8 protein-coding genes are annotated in these 5,551 nt (G+C 65.5%); 3 read left to right on the top strand and 5 right to left on the bottom strand.

The annotated features are described in order from the left end of the window. Positions 1 to 40: 40 nt before the first annotated feature. From VEY12_05435 to VEY12_05450, 4 genes are read right to left on the bottom strand one after another with little or no spacing between them, the layout of a single operon-like run. Positions 41 to 1,612 (bottom strand): hypothetical protein, encoded by a 1,572-nt coding sequence (locus VEY12_05435; GenBank protein ID HYM39571.1) that lies wholly within the window; start codon positions 1,610 to 1,612, stop codon positions 41 to 43. Positions 1,613 to 1,650: 38 nt separating this feature from the next. Then, positions 1,651 to 1,797, bottom strand: coding sequence for a hypothetical protein (locus VEY12_05440; GenBank protein HYM39572.1), 147 nt, complete (start codon positions 1,795 to 1,797; stop codon positions 1,651 to 1,653). After that, positions 1,794 to 2,009, bottom strand: coding sequence for a hypothetical protein (locus VEY12_05445; protein HYM39573.1), 216 nt, complete (start codon positions 2,007 to 2,009; stop codon positions 1,794 to 1,796). Before VEY12_05445 ends, VEY12_05440 begins: the two co-directional genes overlap by 4 nt. Continuing rightward, entirely contained in the window at positions 2,006 to 2,179 is a 174-nt protein-coding gene (locus tag VEY12_05450) for a hypothetical protein (protein ID HYM39574.1), read from the bottom strand. The genes VEY12_05445 and VEY12_05450 overlap by 4 nt, the downstream gene beginning before the upstream one ends. Before the next feature lie 98 nt (positions 2,180 to 2,277). Between VEY12_05450 and VEY12_05455 the strand changes: the two genes are divergently transcribed. The 3 genes from VEY12_05455 to VEY12_05465 all read left to right on the top strand — a co-directional run bounded on the left by VEY12_05455 (position 2,278) and on the right by VEY12_05465 (position 4,345). Next, the gene (locus VEY12_05455; GenBank protein ID HYM39575.1) at positions 2,278 to 2,700 is read left to right on the top strand and encodes a hypothetical protein; all 423 of its coding nucleotides are present in this window, start codon (positions 2,278 to 2,280) and stop codon (positions 2,698 to 2,700) included. Positions 2,701 to 2,985: 285 nt separating this feature from the next. After that, positions 2,986 to 3,288 carry a hypothetical protein gene (locus tag VEY12_05460; protein ID HYM39576.1) on the top strand — a complete coding sequence of 101 codons (303 nt, stop codon included), beginning with the start codon at positions 2,986 to 2,988 and terminating at the stop codon, positions 3,286 to 3,288. Between the two features lie 70 nt (positions 3,289 to 3,358). Then, positions 3,359 to 4,345 (top strand): hypothetical protein, encoded by a 987-nt coding sequence (locus tag VEY12_05465; GenBank protein ID HYM39577.1) that lies wholly within the window; start codon positions 3,359 to 3,361, stop codon positions 4,343 to 4,345. A gap of 107 nt (positions 4,346 to 4,452) precedes the next feature. Here VEY12_05465 and VEY12_05470 read toward each other — a convergent pair whose 3' ends face one another. Continuing rightward, positions 4,453 to 5,346: a hypothetical protein gene (locus VEY12_05470; protein ID HYM39578.1), complete on the bottom strand. Its 894-nt coding sequence runs from the start codon at positions 5,344 to 5,346 to the stop codon at positions 4,453 to 4,455. Positions 5,347 to 5,551 lie beyond the last annotated feature (205 nt).

Here is a 5,551-nt window from a genome sequence, read left to right on the forward strand (position 1 = left end):
TGGGGAGCCGACTGGTCTCCCCTTCCCTCGTCCTGCGGCATCATGATTCCGCCCCGAGCAATCGGTCCGTGAGCTCGCGGGCCCGCTCCCTCTCCCGCCTCAGTTCCTCATCCTTCCCGCGGATCTCCGCGCGGAGTTCCTCGACGGTCTTTCGCAGACTCCGGAGTTCTTCGAGGACCGCGCCGTTCACGCCATCATCGGCGGCCTGTGGGTTCCCGTTCGCGCGGCGGGCGAGGGTCTGCTCGGCGGCCTCCAGGACGCCCCGCTTGCCTTCCCGGTCGAGCCGGATGTAGCGTTCGACCGTGGCGTGGTCGTCGATTCCTCGTTCCTCCATGATGACCTTCTCCGAGACCCCGGCCAGGGCGAGTTTGGTAATGCTGACGGCGCGTCCTGCCTTGTGAGACGAAACGAGGGAGATGTCGAGGGCCCGCTCGGGCTCGCCCTCCCCCTCGACGTGCTCGTTGAACCGCTCTGCCCAACGCCGCAGGGTTGCGTTCCAGGGCCCCGGGGTCTCGCGGAGGGCGTTGCCCGTGCTCGTGGGCGAGTCCGCGAGCGTGACGAACAGGCGGGGCGCGGGATCGTGGCCGGTCCACTCCCTCAAGACCGCCCCGAGCCGCGTGCGCCAGGCCACGAGCTCCGCCATGCGCTCGCCCTGCTCCTTCGTCAGCGTGACCGTGCGAGGCTTGCCGCCCCACTTGCCTTTCCCGATCAGGGAGACGGTGCCCGCGCGCGGGTCCCACCGCGCGAACGGGCCTTCGAGGGGGAACTCAGCGTGGACCATCTCCTCGTACCGGGCCCCGATCTCCGTGAGGAACCACAGGGACCAGCCGTAGAGGCGGGGCATCTCCGCGCGGATCTTCGACGGTCCGCCCGGCTGGCGCTGCCCCTGAATCCAGAAGCAGACGGTCGTGTAGGGAACCTTGAGCCGCGCGGCGACCTCCTTCGCGCTGCCCAGCTTCTCGTAGAGGGCGAGGGCGCGCTCGTAGGCGTCCCCGTGGGCGCGGGTGCGGAAGGGCGGCGCCTCAGCCTCGTCCATGAGCCACGCGCGGAAGGCGAGGACCCGGGCAACGTCGTTCATCTCGGGTGGCTGCTCCTTGAGCCGCACGACCCGCGCGACCGCGTAGACCTCCGCGAGCTTCCCCTTCGACCAGACCGGCTTGTCGTACAGCCGCTCCTCGAAGTACAGCCACTCGGCCATCTTCCGGAAGGCCTCGCAGGTCTTGTTGTACATGGAGACGTGGCACGGGAGACAGCATCGCGTGCAGCCCTTCGTGTGTGTGCGGCAGCGGTCGGGCGGGTACCGGCGCACGAAGTAGTCCGCAATCTGCCGGGCGCTCACGTCGCGGAGATCCCTGTCGTGGACGGAAACCCACCGGCCAGGCTCCTCTGCCTTTGTCAAGTAGCCCATCTCCGTCAGCGCGGGCACTAGGGTCATCAGGCAGGAGTAGCGGTGCTTGACCGACTCGATGGGGTACGCGGGCACGTTCTTCGCACGGGTCGGGAGCTCCGGGTCCACCGCGCCCACGGCCCGGCCGAGCCGCCCCTTTGTGGCGAGGAAGTGCTCGAAGCGGGCGAGCAGCGGCGGGAGATCGAACTCTCGTGCGTGGTCCACAGGTTGCCCCGCGGCCGCGGAACACGGCGAGCATAGCGTCATGGACCGGCCCTCCCTCTCGCGCGGTGCTGCCACCACAGGGACCCGAGGACCGCCGCCGCGAGGCCGGTGACGGTGACAGCCGCAACGGCCAGAAAGACGAGGGCGCGCCCCGCAGCCGCGAGGCCACCGAGAATTCGGCTCATGGGTGTGCGCCCTCCTGGCCCTCGTCATGGAGGGCCTCGACGCGGAGGCGCACGGCCTTCCCTGCGAGCTCGCGGAGCAGGACTCCAAGCGGCCAGCGGACTCCGGCCTGGTCCTCCAGGCTCGCGACCTTCCCCACGAGCACGAGGACCCCCTGAGCTTCGTAGGCGCAAGGCGATTGCACGCCGGCCTCGTGCGGGAGCCGAGCGATCATCGGGCCCGCCTCCCCGCCTTCGATTCGAGTTCTTCACACTTCTGGCGTACTGCCTCCTTCACGAGCTCAGTGGGGGAGCTGTAGCCCAGACCCGTGACGCCGGCGAGACGCTGCACCCGCTGCCACAGGTCTGTCGGGAGGCTGATGGACGAATAGCCGACTTCCGTCATGGGTAGCGGAATACTCTATGGGTGGCATAAGGATTCCGCTATGGGTAGCGGAATCAATCCATAACCTCCCTCGTCCTTTCCCGAGGCGGGGGCATCTGTTGCCAAAGGGATACGAGACGATCAGCCTTCCGTCGGACCTCCTCGACATGGTGCGCGTACTCCTCAAGACCTACCCCGACCTGGGGTACGCCTCCTTGGCCGAGTTTGTGAAGGAGGGGGTCCGCAACTCGCTGATCGGCTACGAGAAGTACGTGTACAGCAGCGCCTTCGATGAGGCCTTCAAGGAGCACACGGGAAAGGAGCTCGTGAAGGTCCTCGATGAGCAGAGAGAGGACAGCTGGCGCCGCATTGGTCGAGATCGCGAGAAGGAGCACCGCGAGGCCTTCCTCCGGGCTCTGGACGCCGCAATCGCTGCGGTCCCTGTTTCGCCTCCGGAGATCCAGGCGGCCAAGCCCGTTCTCCTATCCATGCGGAGGATGATGTCCGCGGTCCTGGTGGGCCTCGAAAGGCGACACAGGTAGCTATGACGTAGCGGTACCGCAATATAGCCATATAGTAGCCAAGCCGGTCTCCGCTCGATGCCTGGACGGGCGGACACCGTTGGTGTCATCCGTGGTACGACCGCACCCATCCCTGGGGCGGGAAGGCCCGCAGGCGCGGGCGCCCGGGAGCCGCGGCCGATTGAGGCCTGCAACGGCGACCTGGGCCCCGGTCTTTGTCTCCCTCATTCAACGTCGGATGAAGGCCCTCGCGGCGACGGCTTCCCGTTCCTCTGCTCCTGCGGCCGGCGGATCTTCTCCGAGGCGATGCGGCAGAAGCACCGGTGCGGCGATCCTCGGCCCGCGAGCCTTTACCTCACGTCGCCCCCGTCGATGCCCTCGGGCCCCCCGAGCCCCGCGCGCGTGAAGCTTCTCAGCTCCTTCGTGGACAGGCCGGTTTGGTGTGCGGTCTGCGGGCTGCTCCAGGGCAGCCGGACGAACTACTCTCTCACGAGCGGGGCGAGGGTGATCCTCTGCCGGCGCTGCCTCCGGCGGGCCCGGACGGTCCAAGCCGCGACGGTCCAGGATCTGCGGGCGGCGATTGACGTCCAATCCCAGAGCGTCTTTTAAGTGCGGGAAGACATGAGAGGCTACGGACCCTTGGAGGGAAGTGGGCCGCGGAAAAGGGGGGTTGGCTTGTATGGGCAAGATTGCGGAGCTCTTCGGGAAGGACAGCGACATCCGCCGGTCTGACATCGAGCGCACCTTTATCGAGAATCGGCTGGAGGAGTCGGCGACACTTGAATACAAGACCCTTGGAGCTTCCCCGGAGTTGAGCGACAGCCTTAGGGAGAGCGCAATAGTGCGTCCCCTGATTTCCTTTCTCAACGGCCTGGAGGACAGAAGCGCGCTATTGGTCCTCGGTGTTCGAGCCAAGTCTCACATTCCCGACAAGATAGTCTCGATCTCGCCTGATCGCTGCTCCGCCGATCAGGTTCGGCAGTCCATAACCCAGCACGTTGGCTCTCTTCCGTCAGTGCGCAGGTTCCCGATGTTCCGCGTCGTTGAGGTCGATTGCAGGGATAACGAGGTGGTCTACCTTGTCGAGCTGTTGTCTCGTGAGCCGGCGCTCTACTATTCGCGGATAACGAACCAGGCCTTCGCGCGCCGTGGCGACGAGTCCTATGAAGTCCCCCTTCCGGAGGCGTTCGCCTTGGCCGGGTCGCACGCCAGATCTCGCAGCCAAATCCGACTCACGGTGAAGGAGGTGAAGCCCTCGGAGACTCCGGCCCAGCAGTCCATTCTTCTCGACGTACATTGCAGGAACGACGGGCAGAGGCCTGCCGCCTTCGTATCCGGGCACCTCGCGTTCCCGCCTCAGGAAAGCCTCGTTGGCGTCGCGGCCATCGGTGCGAACTTCGAGGACTTATCCAGTATCAATCCTGGTCAATTCCGGGTATTCTCCTTTAACGTGAACCCTGGGACGGGTTGGCCGATGTATCCGGACCTGAACGTCCTGATTGGGCAGATCAGGATTGATGTGCAAGTCGGAAAGGCTGTCATCTTCCTCGCGGCGGTTCGCGATTCCGACGGCAGCGTGGAACAGTCGTTCCGACTCGATCAGCAAAAGGTCGCAGAAGAGTCTCAGACGCGGCGGCTCTGGGGATCACAGCCACCACGCGTGTAGCGGCTCGTCATTCAACGTCGGATGGCGCCGAGGAGCGGGGGCTCCGCGCGGCTGTCCTCGACGCGGACGCCAGATCACGGCCGAGGACCCACTAGGTCGGCGGCCCGCTAGGTCGTTGATGGGAATTCGAGATCCACGTAGAACGCGATGTCTCGCACGAGTTCGCGGAATCGCGCCGCCGCCTTTTCGAGGGCATCGAGTTGCCCGGCCATTTCTGTCGCCAGCTCCTTGATGGCGGGATCGTCGATCCACGTGTCGCGGAGGTGGTTGAAGGCTACCGCGTCGGCGACGATCTCCTCCGAGGCCCGGAGTAGGGGCCAGGCGTCGGCAATCTCTCGGACGAAGCCACCGTGGTCGTCGGAGTATCGGCTCGCGCCGAGTTGAACGCGCGTGTAGTCGGGGTTAACGCACCAATCGCTCTCCTCCTCTTCCCTCGCTAGGATGTTTGCAGGAACATAGGTGTTCAACTCGACCCGTTGGTGGGTCGTGGGACGGAGAGTCGGATAGGTGGCCGCCATATCTCGGGTCACCCTGCCCTCAAGGAGAGCCCGCCTGCGTTCACGGGTAGCCTCGTACTTCCGGACCCATTCCCTCACGACTTGCCACTCGCGCCACGCCTGTCGGCACTTCGCGCGAAGTACACGCTCGGAGGGCGATAATCTGGAAAGCGGCAGCGCCAGCAAGCCCTCCCCATCGGCCGCACCACGAAGCTCTTCGATATCGAGACCATCGGAGGGTACCGTTGGATCTACGTCCTTCGGAACGGCCTCCGCAGGGATTGCAAGCCGAATGGTCGCAGGAGGGCGCCCCTCCATGGACCGGGAACGCTGCCTGACCTCAACCTTGCTCCATGGTTTGAACACGGCGCGGTTCAGGAACATGATTCGACGCGCCCGCCTCTGTCGGTACTGCCAATAGAAGGCGACAGCGCCGAGGATCCCGAGGCCGAGCGTGACAACCTTGAGCGCCACGTCCAAGATCGCGGCCCAGTCGTCGGCCATGCTCTCGTCTTCCTGTCTTGTCCATCAGGGCGTCCGCTATAACGATGCCGGGAGGTCAGCCATTAGCGCAAGGCCGCCGAACTCGCGCAGGCTGGGGACCGACGGCGAGTTCGCCGCGATCGGAGGCGATGTTGGAAACCTTCATGTCCGAAGGCCCGATTGGTCCGCCGAGTCCGTGGCGAATTTCGGTCACGCAGTCTATGTC

It is taken from the genome of Thermoplasmata archaeon (assembly GCA_035632695.1).
Lineage (GTDB): Archaea > Thermoplasmatota > Thermoplasmata > RBG-16-68-12 > RBG-16-68-12 > RBG-16-68-12.